The organism is Chengkuizengella sediminis, assembly GCF_010078385.1.
Taxonomy (GTDB): Bacteria; Bacillota; Bacilli; order Paenibacillales; family KCTC-33759; genus Chengkuizengella; species Chengkuizengella sediminis.
Genome location: NZ_SIJC01000005.1, coordinates 270,073 through 287,670 on the forward strand (window position 1 = coordinate 270,073; position 17,598 = coordinate 287,670).

Annotated in this window: 16 protein-coding genes; 6 read left to right on the top strand and 10 right to left on the bottom strand. The window is 34.1% G+C overall.

The genetic code is table 11. The annotated features are described in order from the left end of the window. Positions 1 to 22 precede the first annotated feature (22 nt). Genes EPK97_RS12660 through EPK97_RS12670 form a run of 3 tightly spaced genes read left to right on the top strand, consistent with a single transcriptional unit; the run spans position 23 to position 3,692 of the window. Entirely contained in the window at positions 23 to 1,735 is a 1,713-nt protein-coding gene (locus EPK97_RS12660; protein ID WP_240903802.1) for an ABC transporter permease, read from the top strand. Next, complete coding sequence (locus tag EPK97_RS12665; RefSeq protein WP_162036986.1) at positions 1,732 to 2,871, top strand: ABC transporter ATP-binding protein; 1,140 nt, start codon at positions 1,732 to 1,734, stop codon at positions 2,869 to 2,871. The genes EPK97_RS12660 and EPK97_RS12665 overlap by 4 nt, the downstream gene beginning before the upstream one ends. Beyond that, positions 2,868 to 3,692 carry an inositol monophosphatase family protein gene (locus tag EPK97_RS12670; protein ID WP_162036987.1) on the top strand — a complete coding sequence of 275 codons (825 nt, stop codon included), beginning with the start codon at positions 2,868 to 2,870 and terminating at the stop codon, positions 3,690 to 3,692. The genes EPK97_RS12665 and EPK97_RS12670 overlap by 4 nt, the downstream gene beginning before the upstream one ends. Positions 3,693 to 3,781: 89 nt before the next feature. On the opposite strand, the gene EPK97_RS12675 is transcribed toward EPK97_RS12670, so the two are convergent. Both EPK97_RS12675 and EPK97_RS12680 read right to left on the bottom strand, forming a co-directional pair. Then, positions 3,782 to 3,982: a hypothetical protein gene (locus EPK97_RS12675; RefSeq protein ID WP_162036988.1), complete on the bottom strand. Its 201-nt coding sequence runs from the start codon at positions 3,980 to 3,982 to the stop codon at positions 3,782 to 3,784. Positions 3,983 to 4,209: 227 nt separating this feature from the next. After that, the gene (locus EPK97_RS12680) at positions 4,210 to 4,398 is read right to left on the bottom strand and encodes a hypothetical protein (RefSeq protein WP_162036989.1); all 189 of its coding nucleotides are present in this window, start codon (positions 4,396 to 4,398) and stop codon (positions 4,210 to 4,212) included. Between the two features lie 115 nt (positions 4,399 to 4,513). Here EPK97_RS12680 and EPK97_RS12685 point away from each other — a divergent pair, with 115 nt between their 5' ends. Both EPK97_RS12685 and tlp read left to right on the top strand, forming a co-directional pair. Further along, on the top strand, positions 4,514 to 5,149 hold the full coding sequence (locus tag EPK97_RS12685; RefSeq protein WP_162036990.1) for a DsbA family oxidoreductase: 636 nt from the start codon (positions 4,514 to 4,516) through the stop codon (positions 5,147 to 5,149). Between the two features lie 96 nt (positions 5,150 to 5,245). Further along, the gene (gene tlp, locus EPK97_RS12690) at positions 5,246 to 5,482 is read left to right on the top strand and encodes a small acid-soluble spore protein Tlp (protein ID WP_162036991.1); all 237 of its coding nucleotides are present in this window, start codon (positions 5,246 to 5,248) and stop codon (positions 5,480 to 5,482) included. A 60-nt stretch (positions 5,483 to 5,542) separates the two neighbouring features. Here tlp and EPK97_RS12695 read toward each other — a convergent pair whose 3' ends face one another. The 8 genes from EPK97_RS12695 to EPK97_RS12730 all read right to left on the bottom strand — a co-directional run bounded on the left by EPK97_RS12695 (position 5,543) and on the right by EPK97_RS12730 (position 16,575). Further along, on the bottom strand, positions 5,543 to 5,728 hold the full coding sequence (locus tag EPK97_RS12695; RefSeq protein WP_162036992.1) for a hypothetical protein: 186 nt from the start codon (positions 5,726 to 5,728) through the stop codon (positions 5,543 to 5,545). A gap of 28 nt (positions 5,729 to 5,756) precedes the next feature. After that, positions 5,757 to 6,698, bottom strand: coding sequence for a ribonuclease Z (gene rnz / locus EPK97_RS12700; protein ID WP_162036993.1), 942 nt, complete (start codon positions 6,696 to 6,698; stop codon positions 5,757 to 5,759). Positions 6,699 to 6,840: 142 nt separating this feature from the next. After that, on the bottom strand, positions 6,841 to 10,281 hold the full coding sequence (gene metH, locus EPK97_RS12705) for a methionine synthase (protein ID WP_162036994.1): 3,441 nt from the start codon (positions 10,279 to 10,281) through the stop codon (positions 6,841 to 6,843). 586 nt (positions 10,282 to 10,867) lie between these two features. Further along, positions 10,868 to 12,493, bottom strand: coding sequence for an ABC-F family ATP-binding cassette domain-containing protein (locus EPK97_RS12710; protein ID WP_162036995.1), 1,626 nt, complete (start codon positions 12,491 to 12,493; stop codon positions 10,868 to 10,870). Positions 12,494 to 12,566: 73 nt separating this feature from the next. Next, on the bottom strand, positions 12,567 to 14,129 hold the full coding sequence (locus EPK97_RS12715) for an ATP-binding cassette domain-containing protein (RefSeq protein ID WP_162036996.1): 1,563 nt from the start codon (positions 14,127 to 14,129) through the stop codon (positions 12,567 to 12,569). 189 nt (positions 14,130 to 14,318) lie between these two features. Further along, positions 14,319 to 15,125 carry an HAD family hydrolase gene (locus tag EPK97_RS12720; protein ID WP_162037064.1) on the bottom strand — a complete coding sequence of 269 codons (807 nt, stop codon included), beginning with the start codon at positions 15,123 to 15,125 and terminating at the stop codon, positions 14,319 to 14,321. Positions 15,126 to 15,215: 90 nt separating this feature from the next. After that, positions 15,216 to 16,211 (bottom strand): aldo/keto reductase, encoded by a 996-nt coding sequence (locus EPK97_RS12725; protein WP_162036997.1) that lies wholly within the window; start codon positions 16,209 to 16,211, stop codon positions 15,216 to 15,218. Between the two features lie 184 nt (positions 16,212 to 16,395). After that, positions 16,396 to 16,575, bottom strand: coding sequence for a DUF896 domain-containing protein (locus tag EPK97_RS12730; RefSeq protein ID WP_162036998.1), 180 nt, complete (start codon positions 16,573 to 16,575; stop codon positions 16,396 to 16,398). Positions 16,576 to 16,796: 221 nt separating this feature from the next. Between EPK97_RS12730 and pyrH the strand changes: the two genes are divergently transcribed. Further along, entirely contained in the window at positions 16,797 to 17,531 is a 735-nt protein-coding gene (gene pyrH / locus EPK97_RS12735) for a UMP kinase (protein ID WP_162036999.1), read from the top strand. The last annotated feature ends 67 nt before the right edge of the window (positions 17,532 to 17,598 follow it).

The window sequence follows — 17,598 nt, forward strand, 5'->3', positions numbered from 1 at the left end:
CCCTACAAAGGAGTAGAGAAGCTTGGCAAATACAACACCATCAACAAATAAAATAGAATCAAAGGTCAATGGACAACTCAAACGAATGAAAATGCTTGTAAAAGAACCTTACTTGCTTGCTTTAATCATCATCATATTTTTATCTTTATTTGTATTTTCAGTTTATCCAATCTATCAAGTATTCAAAATTACAGTGATAAATGATGAAGGGTTTTTAGACTTCTCTTTAATATTAGAAACCTTTTCAAGCAGTTTTTTTCTAAAAACGTTATGGAATAGTATTCAGCTAGGTATCATGTCAGCCATCTTTGGAACAATCATTGGATTTATTTTTGCTTATGCGGTAACACGGACTGAAATGAAAGGTAAAAAATTCTTTAAGCTTGTTGCTTTGTTGCCAATCATCTCTCCACCGTTTGTCATTGCCTTATCCGTCATTTTATTATTTGGACGAAATGGGATTATCACCAATGGTCTATTTGGTTTTGAGGATAGTAATGTATACGGCTTAAGAAGTTTAGTATTTATACAAACATTAGGTTTTTTTCCTATTGCATATTTAAACTTAAAAGGAGTGTTGGAAGCCATCGACAGTTCCGTTGAGGATGCCGCATTAAACCTAGGCGCTTCTAGGTGGAAGGTATTTAGTACCATTACCCTGCCATTGGCTGTTCCGGGTATTCTAAGTTCATTGCTTTTAGTTTTTATTAAAGCAATTGAAGACTTTGGTAATCCTATGGTCATAGCTGGGGAATATCAGACTTTAGCCGTACAAGCTTACTTACAAATTACAGGCATGTATGATCTAAGAGCTGGTTCATTTTACGCAGTTGCATTATTATTACCATCACTTACTGCTTACTTCATACAAAAATATTGGATAAGCAAAAAATCATATGTCACCGTCACAGGAAAACCAACACAAGCTAGAATGAAAATAAATGAAAAGCACATTGTCCTACCTTTATTCATATTCTGTGGATTAATTACGGGCGCTGTTATGCTTATTTATGGAACCGTTTTGTGGGGGGCATTTGTTAAAGTTTGGGGCGTAGATAATACTCTCACTTTTGATAATTTTAAATACACTTTTACATTAGGTTTTGATTCAGTTAAAAACTCATTGTTATTATCTGCGTTGTCTACACCGATTACAGCACTATTAGGTATGATTATTGCCTTTTTAATTATCAGAAAACAATTTATAGGTAAAAAAATAATGGAAGCTTCATCGATGCTTGCCTTTGCAGTGCCCGGTACGGTTATCGGGATTGGATACATCCTTGCATTCAATCAAAAACCATTACTTTTAACTGGTACAGCGATGATCCTCATTATAGCTTTTACATTTAGAAATATAACGGTTGGTATAGAAGCAGGAACAAATAGCCTTCGGCAAGTGGACCCTTCTATTGAAGAAGCATCAACAAATCTTGGGGCAAGTTCCTTTACAACTTTTAGAAAAATATCACTTCCATTAATGAAATCAGCGTTATTCTCTGGATTAGTATATTCTTTTGTACGATCCATGACTTCTATTAGTGCAGTAATCTTCTTAATTTCCGTGAATTGGAACCTATTAACTGTTACGATCTTGTCTCAAGTAGAAGATGCTAGTTTAGGAGCAGCAGCAGCATATTGTATTATCCTAATTGTTATTATACTTATTGTTATAGGTCTATTAGAATTCTTTGTAAATTATTTAACTTCATCCAAAAGGAGGAACTTTAGATGACGAATACAAATGCACCAATTAAAACACATTCAGTGGATGTAAAACTAACAAATCTATTAAAAATTTTCCCTTCTCACAACGGTGGAGACAATTTTTATGCTGTAGATGATATTGATTTGAATATTAAAGCAGGGGAACTAGTCACTTTACTTGGTCCTTCTGGATGTGGTAAAACCACTACATTAAGAATGCTCGCAGGTTTTGAATTACCTACTTCAGGTTCCATTCATATTGGCGATGATAATGTAACGAATGTACCACCAAACAAGCGGAATGTTGCGATGGTATTCCAAAGTTATGCCCTTTTCCCACATCTTTCAGTATTTGAAAACATTGCTTATGGTTTAAGAATAAATAAAGTGCCAAAAGGAGATGTCATTGATCGAACCTATAAAGTCATTTCATTAATGCATTTAGAGGAATTTAAAGATCGATTGCCTTCACAATTGTCCGGTGGACAACAGCAACGTGTTGCATTGGCAAGAGCAATTGTCACGGAACCAAAAGTGTTATTATTTGATGAACCTTTATCCAACCTTGATGCAAAATTAAGAGAATATATGCGGGATGAATTACGAAAAATTCAACAAAGATTAGGCATAACAAGTCTGTATGTTACACATGATCAAACAGAAGCCATGGCGATATCAGACAAGGTAGTCATCATGAATCATGGAAAAATCCAACAAGCAGATAGTCCAATCAACATCTATACTAAACCTAATAATCATTTTGTTGCTGGCTTTATGGGAAAAGCTAACTTCTTACATGGGGTTGTGAAGGAACTAAAAAACAATATGGCCATGATTAATATATTTGGAAAAACCGTTTTGATTCATATAAATGACAAAGTGAAGCTCTCTGAAAATGGTCCTGTGGAGTGTGTAACAAGACCCGAGTTTTGGGAGTTTTCAGAGACAGGTAAATTTATCGGTGAAGTAACCAGAACCATTTATTTAGGAAATCATGTTGAATATGAAATCGCAATTGGGGATGATACAATATCGATGATGGATTTTGAACACTTTAAACATGGGATTAAGCAAGAAGGAGAGCAAGTAACACTACACTTAAAAGAAGAGTGTGTAAGCCTTTTACCCACTAGAAAAGAACATATTAAGGAGGGGCTCGCTTGAACACTCATTTAGAAGTTGCAAAACAAATCGCAAAAGAAGCCGGAGCTTTATTAGAAAAGAGAGTCACAAGTAAGTTCCATGTTGAACAAAAAAAGAACGTTTTTGATTTAGTAACAGAAATGGATCGTGCATCTGAAGATTTAATTAAGAATCAAATTAAACATCACTTTCCTGAACATCAAATCATAGGTGAGGAAGGCGTCGCTGAAGGTACGGATAATTTAGAAGCTTGGTTTGATCATATAGCTGACATTCCATTTGCTTGGATTGTCGACCCAATAGATGGAACTACTAATTATGTGAATGGACTACATAGTTACACTGTTTCCATTGCACTCGTTTCTTATGGAGAAATCCAAGTAGGCGTGATATATAATCCTTCTCTTGATGAAATGTTTTGGGCGGAAAAAGGAAAAGGTGCATACTTAAATGGAAGCCAAATTCAGGTTGATCCAGCAGAAAAATTAAACGAAAGTGTCATCTCTACTGGCTTCCCAACAGATATTGAAAGTGCTCGTAAATATGTACTTAATGGAATATCAGAGCTTGGGATCGTAGCACGTAACATTCGAGTTTTTGGTTCTGCTGCCTTACATTGTGCTTATGTTGCCGCTGGGAAATTAAATGCTTACTGGGAAGTTGGTATCAATGTCTGGGATGTTGCAGCCGGAGTATTAATAGTAAAAGAAGCTAGTGGGAATGTAGTTGATACATTAGGAAATCCATATCAATTATCTACTCGCAATTTGATATGTTCAAACGGTAAAATAGAAGAAGAACTTTTGACTCACCTAAAACATGCAAATGCAACTGGCTTTTAATAGACAAGTGGTGGAAACATAGTGAAAAAAAGAATGGATATATCTTAATCCATTCTTTTTTTTATAACTCGTCATCCTTATATTGACTATCATTTTGAATCATCGTAATCATAGCGAAAGCCATCATGTGAGGTAACCTCCTGATTAAGTTGATCATTGCTTTTTGATAAAGATTGTAGTTTGCTTAAAACCTCACGATAATTCAATGAATTCTGATAACCACCACAATGATGAATAGCTTCATTTAAGGCCTGTTCTATAATTGTTAGATCTTTTGAATTTAAATTCATATTCTAAGTCCCTCACTTTTTCTATATGTATTATAGTTCATAAACATATCTACTTTTAATTTACCCAAGTCTTTACAACTCATTCCAGGTTTTCCTTTTTTAAATTATTGGTGGAATTAGATTGATGGTTGGATTAAAACCTCAATTAAAGTTTTATTACCCTCACTCTCAAAGGAGGTATTTGAGATCTGCCCTTTCTGCGCTTCAAGTTGTACTTGCCTTATCGACTAATGCTCAATGATCTCAAATTTTTGTAATAAGGTTAATTCATTTAAAATTTGATTCATATAATGAAGAGTAAGTACTTGATTATTCTCTACTTCCATTATTAAATTAACCATTATTATGGATGGATTCCCCCCCCTTAAAGTTTGTCCTAGAGGAATTGCGAAAAATGGCAACACATTTATATTCACTTTAAGTACATCCTATGCAAATTGAGATGATCTATACGATTGATCTTTACAAAAAAATTATTATACTGTAAATTACTTATAGTAAGTAAATGTAAACTTTAATGAGGTGTTTGAAATGACAATAGATATAAAAGTATATTCTGATTATGTGTGTCCATTCTGTTTTATCGCAAAAAAAACATTTAATGAGGCCATAAAAAATAAAGATGTAAAAGTTGAATGGATGCCTTTTGAACTTAGACCTAGCTCAGCCCCACCTATTTATCCTGAACAAATGAAAGAATTGTTTGATCAGGCCGTTAAACCATTAGCGAAAAAACTAAATGTAAACATAAAATTACCAGAAATGTCTCCTCATCCTAGAACACCTATCATTCATGAAGGTTTTTTATATGCAAAAGACCACAGCAAAGGAATTGAATTTAATGAACTTATTTATAAAGTATTTTGGGAAGAGGAAAAAAATATTGGGGATATTTCTGTTTTAAAAGAAATTGCTAAACAAGTTGGCTTAGATGTAAATGATTTTGAATATGCACTAAAAACACATAAATATCAAGAGGAACTAGAAACATATTTAAATAAAGCTTCAGAAGATGAAATACGTGCGATTCCTACTTTTGTAATTGGTGACCAAAAGCTTCAAGGTGTTCAAACAAAAGAAACGTTTGAAAAACTATTGTTATTAGACGAAGGTACCAAAATAGAGCCCCAACACGATGAAAATTGTAATATTGATGGTTGTAATTAATATAAGTTGGTATCTTTTTCTTTTTACCTTGTATAAAATTTTCATGATCAAGACATCTTATTAATGTTATTAAAGTTTTTAATCAAGGAGGCAATTATGAAAGCTAAACCTGACAATAGAGATGATAACGTAGAAAAGTTACAGGAAGCAGTGCAAAACACGATAGGAAACCTTAGAGAATCTGAAGATTATTTAGAAGAATTCGGTGATGAGATTGGTAACAATGAACAACAAGCCATAGAATCAAAAAATGAGCGTAGAAAACAGAGCATTCAGGGGTTTCGAGAAGAAATAAAAGATGAAGCTCAAGCGGAACAGCAAAGAGACTCATAATATAATTGAAATAAGAGTCCATTAAATTGGACTCTTATTTCATTCTCCAAAGTATCTTTACTAACTGGATCCATAATCATTCCCATTTATATATGCAGAATGATTGAAGTTATCTATTTCCTTATTTTTTTCTATATTCTTATCTAACTGATGATTCGTTTTCCTCTCTTCTTTCATTGATAAAATAATAGTGATGGTTATTAGTAATGAAAATAAGATTAAAAAAAACAATACACTAGACACCATATTTGCTCACTCCTTTTATCAAAATTAACTAGATATTTTTTCGCTTTATAGGAAATACCCAAAAATCATGGGCTATGTGTGTATTTTCATGAATTTCCCTTGCTTCTTGTAATAGTTGATCTAAACTTTCACCTTGGTATCTTGAACTAAAATGTGTTAGTATCAACTCGTTCACGTTACATTCCTGAGCTAACTTAGCAGCTTGTAATGAAGTTGTATGATAATACTTATATGCAAGATCATGGAAGTCTTCTGAAAAGGTAGATTCATGTACTAAAACATCAGCATCTATAGACAATTTAAGCGAGTTTTCACAAATTCTTGTATCTCCCATGATGACAACAATTCTTCCTTTTAGAGCTGGACCAACGTAATTTGAAGCAATTAATTTCTCCCCATTTTCTAAAATAATGTCTTTTCCTTTTTTAATTTGAGAAAATAAGGGACCAGGTGGAACACCACTCTCTTCTAATTTTTTTGACAGTAAGGGACCAGGCTGATCCTTTTCTGTAATCCGATATCCGTAGCTATGAATACGATGCTCAAGCTTGGCTATTTCTACTAAAAATTGTTGATCTTCAAATATAATACCTTCATTTAAAATTTCAGGAATTTCCTCTATATGTAAATCATACTCTAAATGGGCTTGGCTAATCGATAAAACTGTTGTTACCACATCTTTAATACCTTTTGGTCCATATATTGTTAAAGGAGATTTTCCACCAGAATAAGCTCGACTCGTTAGTATCCCAGGTAAACCATAAATATGATCACCATGTAAATGGGTAATAAATATCTTTTCTAATTTACTTAGTTTTATTGAGGATTTAAGAATTTGATGTTGTGTTCCTTCACCACAGTCAAATAGCCATACAGTCCCTCTCTCTTGTAACAATTTTAAACAAATGGAGGTTACATTTCGATCACGAACAGGCATTCCTGCAACTGTTCCTAAAAATTCTATTTCCAATATGATTTCCCCCCATAGGCTCTTTCAAAATGAAATTCAACTTAGTATTAAAAGTCTACTCTATTGTTACTCAACATATGAGTTTTTATCCTCAATCAATATAGCTTAAATAGTTCTGGGGTCCAGTTCATCCATGAACTGGTCACCCTTTATCTACGCTAAAATATTTAGCTTCAGGATGTGCAAAAACCATCGCGGATACAGAAGCTTCTGGTTCCATCATACAACCATCCGTTAATTCCAGGCCTATATCCTCTGGATTCATTAATTCAAATAACGGGATTTGATCTTCAAGGTCTGGACATGCCGGATATCCAAATGAGACTCGGATCCCTTGATATCTAGCACCGTGTCTCTTTTTCATCGTCATATCAGGTGCATCTGGGAATCCCCACACGTCTCTCATCATATGATGTATACGTTCTGCAAATGCCTCAGCAGTTTCTAAAGCAACCGCTTGGATAGCATGTGAACGAAGATAATCCCCTTGATTTTTCCACTTTTCTGCTAATTCACGAATTCCTTTTCCTGCTGTAACTACTAAAAAACCAACGTAATCCATCAAACCACTATCTACTGACTTTAGAAAATCAGCTAAACATAAATAAGGTTCTACTTTCTGGCGTGGAAATGAAAAAGTTTTAATGACTTTTGTATGATCATTCGGATCGAATATCAGAATATCATTTCCTTTTGATTGGGCAGGGAAAAATCGATACATCCCATGTGTTTCAATCTTTTTCTCATAAATTGCTTCTTTATAAATTTGATCCACAACTTCTTTTAACTCTAGCGCTTTGGAATCATGAGCTTCAATCAGTTGATCTACTTTTCCACGTAAACCTAGGTGATGTCCCAATAACATCTGCATATTCACATATGGAATTAAATGATCAAGTGGATAGTTTTTCAATACATGTTTTTCCGTGTCAGGAGGTATAAATACCGGGACATCCTGTGAAATATTAGAGCGAACAGCTCTAGTGAGTTTAGGCATAGTATTATTTTTGCCCGAATCCATGACATCAGATTCTTTCCATTCACGCATTTTTTGGATTAAGAGCTCACGTTGTTCTGGATTACTGAGTTGATTTGCTAAATCTAATCCATTCATCGCATCTTTGGCATATAAAACTAACCCATCATATTCTGCTCCTATTCTATTTTTCGTAAATTTACGACTCAGTGCCGCTCCTCCTACAAGAATTGGAACATCAATTCCTGCATTTTTTAAATCTTGTGCAGTAACTACCATCTGCTGTGCTGATTTAACTAACAATCCAGAAAGACCAATCGCATCAGGTTTTTCTTTTTTATAAGCTTCAATTAACTGTTCTGGTGGTACCTTTATACCTAAATTCACTATTTTGTATCCATTATTTGATAAAATAATTTCAACTAAATTTTTACCAATATCATGAACATCACCTTTAACTGTCGCTAATAAAATTTTCGCTTTTACAGAGGATTCCGTTGTCTCCATATGAGGTTCTAAGTAACTTACAGATGCCTTCATTGCTTCTGCACTTTGTAATACCTCCGCTACAATCAACTCATTATTGTTAAATAAACGTCCTACCTCTGCCATTCCAACCATTAGTGGTCCATTGATAATTTCTAAAGGTTGATACTTTTCTAAAGCTTGATCTAAATCAACAAACAAGCCTTCTTTTGTTCCTTCAATAATATAGGAGGCTAAGCGTTCTTCTAGGGATAAGTTGGAGATTTTTTCTTTTTTCTCCACTTTTTTTTCACGATAAAATGCAACAAACTCAGCCAATGTATCATCATTTGTTTCGAAGATTAAAGCTTCAGCCAAACGACGCTCATCTTCAGGAATAGAAGCAAATCGTTCTAATTTTTCAGTATTCACAATTGCATAATCTAATCCAGCTTTCGTGCAATGATATAAATACACCGCATTAAGTACCTCTCGCCCCGCAGGAGGCAAGCCAAAGGATACGTTGCTTAACCCTAAAATTGTATGACATTTAGGCATCGCTTCTTTTATAAGTCGAATTCCTTCAACAGTTTCTTTTGCAGAACCTATATATTGTTCATCCCCTGTACCTACTGGAAAGACTAAAGGATCAAATATAATATCCTCAGGGTTAAGTCCATACTTGTTCACCAATAAATCATATGATCTTTTTGCAACCTCAAGCTTACCTTCCCTAGTAATCGCCTGTCCGTTTTCATCAATTGTTCCTACAACTACTGCTGCACCATATCGATGTATTAGCGGGACAATATTTTCAAACTTTTCTTCTCCGTCTTCTAGATTAATGGAATTGATGATGGCTTTTCCTTGAGAATATTTTAAAGAGAGCTCAATAACGTCTGCACTCGTTGTATCAATGACTAATGGAACCTTCACTTTTTTCACAACATATTGTAAAAATTTCTCCATGTCCTCTACTTCGTCTCGATCAGGATCTTGCAAACAAATATCTAAAACATGTGCTCCACCTTTAACCTGTGCTCTAGCAATTTCCGAAGCCTCTTCAAATTTACCTTCTGCAATTAATCTTTTAAATTTTCTAGAACCCAATACGTTCGTTCTTTCTCCAACCATGTAAGGTCTATTATCTGTATCAATATAAACTGTTTCAATACCAGATACCGCAGCTAAATGCTCACCCGTTTGTGGGCGAGGTGTATATGACTGCATCATTTCTGACAATGCTCGAATGTGTTCTGGTGTAGTTCCACAACATCCCCCAGCAATATTTAACCAGCCTTTTTCAGCGAAACCTGCCATTTTTTTTGCCAGAGATTCAGGTGATTCGTGATAATGACCATCTTCATCAGGTAATCCAGCATTAGGATAACAACTAATCGCTGTTTCTGCGATCTCCGAAAGACTCCGAATGTGATCTCTCATAAATTCAGGGCCTGTAGCACAATTTAATCCAATGGATACAGGTTCAAGATGCTCTAAGGATATATAAAATGATTCTATATTTTGACCTGCTAATGTAGTTCCCATTGGTTCAATCGTTCCTGAAATCATCACGGGAATTTTTTTACCTAATTTTTCAAAAGCACGCTGAATCCCAATACTAGCCGCTTTTACATTTAAAGTATCCTGAGATGTTTCAAGTAATAAAACATCTACTCCGCCTTCTATAAGAGCTAGTGCTTGCTCATGATAACTTTCTTCTAATTCATCAAACGTGATTCCACCAGTAACTGATAATGTTTTGGTTGTAGGACCCATCGCTCCAGCTGCATACCTTGGCCACCGATCAGTTGAGTATTTATTAACTGCTTCGACCGCAAGTTTTGCTGCTTCTAAACTTAATTCTCTAGCTCGATCTTGAAGATCATATTCTGCTAAAACAACGCTTGCTGATCCAAAGGTATTCGTTTCAATAATATCTGATCCGGCTTCCAAATATTTTTCATGGATACTAGAGATAAGTTCAGGACGAGTTAATACAAGCATCTCATTACAACCGTCTAAATCTTCCCCTCCAAAATCATCTGGTTTAAGATCTGCTTGCTGAATCATTGTACCCATCGCACCATCTAATATAAGTATTTTCTTTTTTAATTGTTCTTGTATTGATATTTTGTTCATTATGCTCCACTCCGCTTCAATATGTGTGCGTTCGATGAATGAATCATCAAATATCATCCATTGTCATTTTTATATAGTCTACCAAATTTGTCGGAATTGTAAAGAGGATAAAAATCCATATACGATTTTTTAAATTAAATCAATTATTATAGACGAATTATATCATATTTAAATGTGGATTGTAGTTGATTAAAGAAAAAAACTTTAGAGGAGTAAAGACAATTTTAGAGAAGTAAAACTTTCTCAATGCAATTTCTTCGATTTTTGTGATTGCTTGCTGGTAAACTTAGTAAAGGTAGTTCTATACTAAAATAAGGGAGTTTTTTGGTCTTATTTTTATAATTTTACTCAAAATAAAAAATTAACGGTATCTGGTGGTCTTATTCAATCATTTTTCATAACATTTTATATCATTTCATTAAAAATCCATAATTTAAGACCATGAAATCCCGCTATTCCCAACAAAGAAAGTGTTGGTGCAGACGTTATCTGTTTGATTTATAATTCTATAAAAAAGGTGTTTAGAAGCACATCACCTTCTAAACACCTTACTTAATTACTTAAAGAGTTTCATATAGAGTACAGATTAACCTGTTGTTACGCTGTACATCTTTTCACGTAAACCTTGAACTTCAGAGCTTTCCAAATACTCATCATAACTCATTTGTTTATCAATTAACCCATTAGGTGTAATTTCTACAATTCGATTTGCTATAGTTTGAATAAATTGATGGTCATGGGATACAAACAACATTGTACCATCAAATTGAACAAGACCATTATTCAAGGCTGTAATGGATTCTAAGTCAAGATGATTGGTAGGTTCATCTAAAATTAAAACATTTGCTGCACTAAGCATCATCTTAGATAACATACAACGTACCTTCTCTCCCCCAGAAAGAACATTACATTTTTTCAATGCTTCTTCACCAGAGAATAACATTCTTCCTAAAAACCCACGAATAAATGATTCATCTTGATCCTTGGAATATTGGCGAAGCCAATCCACTAAATTTAAATCCACATCAAAATATTCCGAGTTATCTTTTGGAAAATAGGCTTGAGAAGTTGTAACCCCCCAAGTGTAAGAACCGTCAGTTGGTTCCATTTCACCCATTAATGTTTTAAATAATGTTGTTTTTGGTATTCCATTTGGTCCTACAAAAGCGATTTTATCCCCTTTATTTACAACAAGGTTCATTTTATTTAATATCAAATCACTTTCCTGAGAAACTGTTAAGTCTTCAATAAATAATAACTGTTTCCCAGCTTCTCTTTCAGATTTAAAGTTAATAAAAGGATATTTACGATTAGAAGGTCTGATATCCTCTAACTTCAATTTTTCTAGTTGTTTACCTCGTGAAGTCGCCTGTTTAGACTTTGAAGCATTGGCACTGAAACGGGCTATAAAAGCTTCTAACTCTTTTCGTTTTTCTTCTGTTTTTTTATTTTTTTCTTGCATCAATTTTAATGCTAATTGACTAGATTCATACCAAAAATCATAATTACCCACGTACAACTGTATTTTTCCAAAATCAATATCAGCAATATGTGTACAAACTTGATTTAAAAAGTGCCGATCATGGGATACAACAATAACTGTCCCATCAAATTTTGCTAAAAAGTTTTCAAGCCATTGAATGGACTCTAAATTCAAATGGTTGGTAGGCTCATCCAATAATAATATGTTAGGGTTACCGAACAACGCTTGTGCTAATAAAACACGTACTTTATTATTACCACTTAGTTCAGACATTTTAAGATCATGGAGATCTTTTGAAATACCGAGTCCAATCAACAACTCTCCAGCATCAGCTTCAGCTTGCCACCCATCTAATTCTGCAAACTCACCTTCAAGCTCGGCTGCACGCATGCCATCCTCATCAGAAAAATCAGGTTTAGCATAAATAGCATCCTTTTCTTCCATAATCTTATACAAAATACTATGACCCATGATCACTGTTTTTAACACTTCAAACTCGTCATATTCATAGTGATTTTGTTTTAAAACCGCCACACGTTCACCAGGTGTGATATTGATTGTTCCTTTATTTGATTCAATTTCTCCAGACATTATTTTTAAAAATGTAGATTTCCCAGCTCCATTGGCACCGATCAAACCATAACAATTTCCTGGAGTAAACTTTATGTTCACATCTTCAAACAAAGCTCGTTTACCATATCGAAGTGATATATTACTTGCTGAAATCATTGTTATAACCCTACTTTCTCAATTTTCTTATGAAAAGGTTCTATAAATTCTGTTACTACGTAAATATGATGAGTTACGTTTGAAGGGAGGAATTTTGTGCCCATTCCTCTACATTCCAAACCTTTGTAATCCAGTCTTCATAAAATTCTGGCTCATGACAGACAAGTACGATGGTTCCTTGATATTCCTTTAAAGCACGTTTCAACTCTTCTTTAGCAACAACATCCAGATGGTTCGTCGGCTCATCAAAAGCGATCCAATTGCTTTCTCTCATGAGTAATTTACATAAACGTACTTTAGCTTGTTCTCCACCACTTAATTTATTTAACGGTCTGGAAATATGTTCATTCTTCAAACCGCAACGAGCCAAAGCCCCACGCACTTCATTCTGGTTCATATTAGGGAACTCATTCCAAACATCATCTATTGGAGTAAGATGTCCTACCTTTACTTCTTGTTCAAAATAAGCAGGGATAAGAAAGTCTCCTTGATGAGTTTTTCCTCCGTAAGGTTTAATAAGTCCTAACATTGTTTTTAAAAGAGTCGATTTTCCAACACCATTACAACCAACAATGGCGATTTTATCCTTACGTTCGATCAGCATATTCATTTCAGGTAATAATGGTCGATCATACCCGATTTGCAATCCTTCAGCTTCAAAAACAGTCTTCCCACTTGCACGTCCTTCTTTAAACACAAAAGTGGGTTTCATTGCCACTTCAGGACGATCAATACGTTCGAGTCGATTTAATTGTTTTTGTCTACTTTTTGCTCTTCCAGATGTAGAATACCTTGCTTTATTCCGTTGAATAAAATCCTCTTGTTTTTTAATGAATTCCTGCTGTTTTTCATAAGCATCTATATGTTGATTTTTATTTAAATCAGACATTTGTAAAAACTTTTCATAGTTAGCAGTATATCTTGTTAGTTTTGTAAATTCCAAATGATAGATCACACCTACCACTTTATTCATAAATTCCGTATCATGAGAAATGAGCATAAATGCAGATGGATATTCTCGCAGATAGTTCGTTAACCAGTCTATATGTTCTGTATCCAAATAGTTTGTCGGCTCATCTAATAATAGTACAGTTGGTTGCTCTAACAGTAGTTTTGCCAACAGTACTTTTGTACGTTGTCCTCCACTTAATTCGGAAACATCACGATCCAGTCCTACAGCAGCTAATCCCAAACCATTTGCCATTTCTTCAACTTTATTATCTAAAAGATAAAAACCACTATTTTCTAAACGGTCTTGAATCTCACCCATCTCTTCTAAAAGCTGTTCTAATCTTTCAGGTGAAGCCTCAGCCATTTCCTCCGTAATTATATTCAACTTTTTTTCTTCTTCCAACAAAGGCAGAAAAGCATCTTTAAGCACATCTCTCATTGTTTTTCCAGGTGTTAGTTTTGTATGCTGATCTAAATATCCATAATTCACCTTTGGTGTCCATTCTACTTTTCCAGTATCTTTTAAAACTTGTCCTGTTAAAATATTCATCAGTGTGGATTTTCCGGCACCATTTGCTCCTACAAGTCCAACATGTTCACCAGGCAGTAACCTGAACGAAACGTTTTTAAATAAAACACGATCTCCAAACGTATGACTTATATCTTCTACTGTTAAAAGACTCACGATATTCTAACTCCTAACTTATAAAATTCCATCTATATTAAATGTATAGCGTATCAATAATGTTCTAAGCAAACAATTTATTATAACATATATCGGTGATGGGTAAATCAAATTAGTAAAAAAATTCGCCATACAACCAGTCAGGTGTACGGCGAGTACTATTTCATGATATTAAATTACATTCATTATTTATGAAGATACGTTACTATTAATAGATTGGATTATGCCATGCAATTCATTTAATTCTTTAATTTCAAAATCTGGTTTAATTTCAACTGAAGGCTCTATGTTATTACGGTTAATCCATACACATTTCATTCCTACGCTTAGAGCACCTTTAATGTCAGTTTTAAGATTATCTCCTACCATAATGCCTTCATGTGGTTCAATTCCTAAAAGATTCATTGCATGTTCAAATATAGCGGGTGATGGTTTCCCTTGACCAAAACTGCCTGATACCATAACCTGATCCAAATACGGAGTTAATTTTGGTAAGGCAGTAAGTTTTTCATTTTGAATATCTGGAGATCCGTTGGTTAGTAACATTAACTTATGTTTTCCTTTTAATTTATCTAAAGTTGGATAGGTCTCATCATATACGTAAGATCTTGCTCTTCTTTCACTTGGAAATAACTCACCAAGTTTTTGACCTAACTGAAGATCTTCAATCCCCATCACTTTTAACCCTCTTGTCCAAGCTTCTTTACGATACTCAGGTGCTATTTTTTTTAAATGACTGAAATGTTCATTCTCATCGTTAAAATTCCCCCATAAAGCTTCAAAGGGATTGATGCCAATATTCTTACTGAATTCAAAAGTTTTATAAGTTTCATACAAGGCCCTAGCTTCTTGACGTACTGCGTCCTCTAACTTCATTGGATCAATACCATATTGTTCTTTCACTGACTCACAAGTAACCTCAAAAGCTTCTTTTACACAACGCTCATCCCAAAGCAAGGTATCATCCAAATCAAAAATCACGGCTTTAATACTCATGTTTTCACTCATTTCTTGTGTAGTATTTAGTATATTAGACAATCATAAATTGCTCTCTCATTTTTTGTACAAGTTATATAATGGGGTGGATTAGACGTTTAATGTTCGTTTAAACTTATCGATGAATCGAATTGGATATTCTTCAGCAAGCGCACTGACCTCATCAAGTTTGTTCCATTCATCCGTGGTTAACTTCCACTCTAACGTTCCCATATTTTCTTCAAATTGCTCTAATGTATTTGCGCCAAATATAGGTGAAGTGATACCCTTTTTATCAAGCAGCCAATTTAAAGCTACTTGTGAAGGTGTAGCTCCCTTTTGTTTAGCAATTTCAATGACAGTATTGAGTATCTCCCAATTTTTTTCCGTATTTCGATTTTCCCAAGAAGATTCACCCATTGCTTTATGAAGTCTTCCTTCCGTAGGTTGTACACCTTTAGAATATTTTCCTGATAAAAAGCCGCTTCCAATTGCAGCCCAAGGCATAACACCGACATTTTCTTCAATACATAAAGGTAAAACCTCTCGATCCATCTCTCTGCTTACAAGACTATACTGAGGTTGGATGGATATATATCTAACAAATCTATTAAAATCACTATAACATAAGGATTTCATTAATTGCCATGCTAAAAAGTTGGAACATCCTATGTACCTTACTTTACCAGAGCTTACTAAGTCGTCTAAAGCCCTTAACGTTTCTTCTACAGGTGTGAATTCATCCCATACGTGAACCTGATAGAGATCGATATAATCTGTATTTAATCGCTTTAAGCTAGCTTCAACACCATCCATAATGTGTTTACGAGATAGTCCAACACTATTCAAATCTTTACCTGTTTGGAATCTTACTTTTGTTGCCAACACCACTTCAGAACGACGATCTTTTATGGCTTTTCCAACAATCTCTTCTGATTTCCCTTGTACGTATACATCTGCTGTATCTAAAAAGTTACCTCCTCTATCTAAAAAGCGGTGCATCATATCAATCGAATCTTTTTCACTCGTTGTATTACCGAACGTCATTGTACCTAAACATAATTTCGACACTGCTAAACCACTTCTCCCAAGTAACCGATGCTCCATAATAGTCCTCCTTTGTATATCGATGAATATTTATTCATTTTTTAAACTATTTTAACGTAAAAGATATGAAAAGAACAAGATCAAAAGTTGATCTTGTTCTAGCTTCACAAATTTCAATTAAATCATAAGGTATATTAAAACTATATAATGAAAACTCTTAAAAACGTTAGAAGTTGATTATATTTTAGTTCTTTTCATCATCTACAATTTCTATATTATCTAGTTGTGATCTAAAGTTTTTCCTAAAGGATTTTAAATATTCCTGACGTAATTTTTTCTGTTCCTCAACCTCTTGTGCATTCAAGCCAACTGTTTTCTTCTTTCTAGCTAACTCGTTAATTCTGTTGATTTGATCGTTGTTCATAACATTTAATCCTCCTTATCTACCCCATTACTTTGACATTTCAAAAAAAAATTGTCAAGTGACTTTAATGATCAATGATTGATACAGAAAAAAAGCTTGACCATTCCTTACTATTTATATAAACTAACAAACAGAATATTTAGAATACATAAGATAGGTGGGGTTGAAAAACTAAGGATTGTTAAAATCTTTAGTTCTTTTTTTATATCTTATTGGGAGTGATGAATTTGTATAAACGAGTATTGGTAAAATTAAGCGGAGGTGCACTTGCGGATCCGAATGGAAATAATTTTGGTGCAGATCGTTTAGAACACATAGCCAATGAAATATTATCTATCTCAGATAATGGGGTTGAAGTATCCATCGTTGTCGGTGGTGGAAACATATTCAGAGGAAATTTGGCATCTGTATGGGGAATAGATAAAGTAGAAGCAGACAATATTGGTACACTAGGAACAATTATCAATAGTTTAATGTTAAGAGGTGTGTTAAAGAGCAAAACAAATAAAGATGTTCGTGTTATGACCTCAATTCCAATAACAGCTGTAGCAGAACCTTACATCCATTTAAGAGCAGTTCAACATCTAGAAAAAGGGTATGTAGTTATCTTCGGAGGAGGAAATGGACAACCTTTCGTTACAACAGATTATCCAAGTGCGCAACGTGCAATAGAAACGAATAGTGATGCTATATTAGTTGCTAAACAAGGAGTGGATGGAGTTTTTACAAGTGATCCCTATCTGAACAAAGAGGCAGAAATGTATAGAAACTTAAACTATAACGATGTTATTACTAATAACATAAAAGTAATGGACCAGTCTGCTTTATTATTAGCACGAGATCATAAACTCCCCGTTCATATATTTAATTTTGATAAACCTGAAGCAATGAAGAAGATATGTGAGGGTCAGAATATAGGAACTTCTATAAATGATGAGGATACTAAATTTTATTAAATATTGAGATTAATAACCTGAATGAATAAAAGTCCAATTGCTAGGGACTTACCTAGATGTTGGACTT

What these genes read in the sequence shown, in the direction of transcription:
- EPK97_RS12730 (WP_162036998.1), bottom strand. Translation starts at nt 16,575, where the DNA reads ATGAACAACGATCAAATCAACAGAATTAACGAGTTAGCTAGAAAGAAG.
- pyrH (WP_162036999.1), top strand. Translation starts at nt 16,797, where the DNA reads ATGAATTTGTATAAACGAGTATTGGTAAAATTAAGCGGAGGTGCACTT.
- EPK97_RS12710 (WP_162036995.1), bottom strand. Translation starts at nt 12,493, where the DNA reads ATGATTTCAGCAAGTAATATATCACTTCGATATGGTAAACGAGCTTTG.
- tlp (WP_162036991.1), top strand. Translation starts at nt 5,246, where the DNA reads ATGAAAGCTAAACCTGACAATAGAGATGATAACGTAGAAAAGTTACAG.
- EPK97_RS12725 (WP_162036997.1), bottom strand. Translation starts at nt 16,211, where the DNA reads ATGGAGCATCGGTTACTTGGGAGAAGTGGTTTAGCAGTGTCGAAATTA.
- EPK97_RS12665 (WP_162036986.1), top strand. Translation starts at nt 1,732, where the DNA reads ATGACGAATACAAATGCACCAATTAAAACACATTCAGTGGATGTAAAA.
- EPK97_RS12720 (WP_162037064.1), bottom strand. Translation starts at nt 15,125, where the DNA reads ATGAGTATTAAAGCCGTGATTTTTGATTTGGATGATACCTTGCTTTGG.
- EPK97_RS12695 (WP_162036992.1), bottom strand. Translation starts at nt 5,728, where the DNA reads ATGGTGTCTAGTGTATTGTTTTTTTTAATCTTATTTTCATTACTAATA.
- EPK97_RS12685 (WP_162036990.1), top strand. Translation starts at nt 4,514, where the DNA reads ATGACAATAGATATAAAAGTATATTCTGATTATGTGTGTCCATTCTGT.
- metH (WP_162036994.1), bottom strand. Translation starts at nt 10,281, where the DNA reads ATGAACAAAATATCAATACAAGAACAATTAAAAAAGAAAATACTTATA.
- EPK97_RS12675 (WP_162036988.1), bottom strand. Translation starts at nt 3,982, where the DNA reads ATGAATTTAAATTCAAAAGATCTAACAATTATAGAACAGGCCTTAAAT.